Consider the following 1,391-nt stretch of genomic DNA (forward strand, 5'->3'; position numbering starts at 1 on the left):
GGACGAGGTTTGGCTCAATCCGGAACGGGCTGAACCTGAATTAGTGAAGCTGGCTGCATGAAGTGACGCGACAACTTTGTTGACAACTACCGTAAGTGCGCGTCGATTGGCACCGCTCGAACTTTTTTTGATTTTGTCAGTGCGAATTGGATCAGCCCGTTCCTCACCTGCGGGCGTCGTAGTGATTCGGCTTCTGTCCACCTGGCGCCGGTAGCCAAGCACACCTCTGCATGCCGTTGCTGGCCTTCGGTGCTGCGCCGGGTCATATTCCGCCGCCGCCCGGCGTAGGCGGTGTGTCGCAGGTCGTCGGCAACGTGCCCAAGCCGGTCAAGGTCGATTTCAGCGGCATCAGCTTAGCCCAGGCGGTTGCGGTCGTGTACAGCGAGATTCTGCGTCAGCCGTATGTGATCGATCCGGCGGTGTTGAAGGACGACCGCGCGGTTTCGTTTCGTTTCGATGCGGCCAAGGGCGATATAAAGCGTTTCTGGCGTGATTTTTTGGACCAGATGGGGATGGCGGTAACGGTCAGGGGAGGAGGCGACTTTATAGCGCTTAAACGTGTTGTTGACCAGAAGGACGCCGAGCCTGATCGGGAGCCGTTCATTTATCGTACCAAGCATCGCGCTGTAGCCTATCTGGTCGAGATGCTGTCGCCGCTGTTCAAGGCGGGTGGCTTTGGCCTGACGCGCTCAGTGCGTGCTTCCGCCGGTGGCGCTGTTAACATCGGTGGCGCCGGGACTGCCATGTCGATCCCGGCTACGTCTGCTGCCGCGTTGATCGATCAGGACGCCGACACGCTGATCTTCAACGGCACGGCCAAGGAGATCGCCACGCTGGAACGCTTGCTCAAGCAGGTTGACGTGGCGGCCGGTGAGGTCGTCATCAAGGCGGTGGTGGTCGAGGTCACGACGGGTAAGACGGATGGTACGGCGTTCTCGCTGGTCGCTCATGTACTGGGCGGCAGGCTGGGGGTGTCGGTTGGTAGTGGATCGGCGCTGACTAACTCGGTGACGTTCCGGGCGGCCAACATCGAGGCGGCGGTGACGGCATTGGCGGCCGATTCCCGCTTCAAGGCGGTCAGCACGCCACGGGTGCGGGTCAAGTCGGGTCAGCAGGCGCGGCTCGTCGTTGGTCAGGACGTTCCGACGCTTGGTGCTGTGACGATCCCGCAGGGCGGCTCTCAAGCCGTCCAGTCCGTTGATTACCGCTCGTCGGGGGTGATCCTTGGGCTTTCGCCGACCGTGCGTGATGAGGGAGTGGAGCTGTTGGTTGATCAGCAGATAAGCGACTTCGCCCGTCCCCCTGTGTCAGGATAGTTGTCGCGTCATCTGATTTCTCGTAATCGTACAGGGGGCGGAGCAAAGACGGGCAGTGAAACACTATTCAGCAGA

Annotated in this window: 1 protein-coding gene; it reads left to right on the forward strand. The window is 60.7% G+C overall.

What is annotated here, in order from left to right:
- The first annotated feature begins 230 nt into the window (after positions 1–230).
- Complete coding sequence (locus H7U20_RS29870) at positions 231–1,316, forward strand: type II secretory pathway protein (RefSeq protein WP_199762772.1); 1,086 nt, start codon at positions 231–233, stop codon at positions 1,314–1,316.
- Positions 1,317–1,391: the final 75 nt, after the last annotated feature.

Origin of the sequence: Rugamonas violacea, from assembly GCF_016461825.1 — a bacterium.
Classification (GTDB): Bacteria; Pseudomonadota; Gammaproteobacteria; order Burkholderiales; family Burkholderiaceae_D; genus Rugamonas.

What these genes read in the sequence shown, in the direction of transcription:
- H7U20_RS29870 (WP_199762772.1), top strand. Translation starts at nt 231, where the DNA reads ATGCCGTTGCTGGCCTTCGGTGCTGCGCCGGGTCATATTCCGCCGCCG.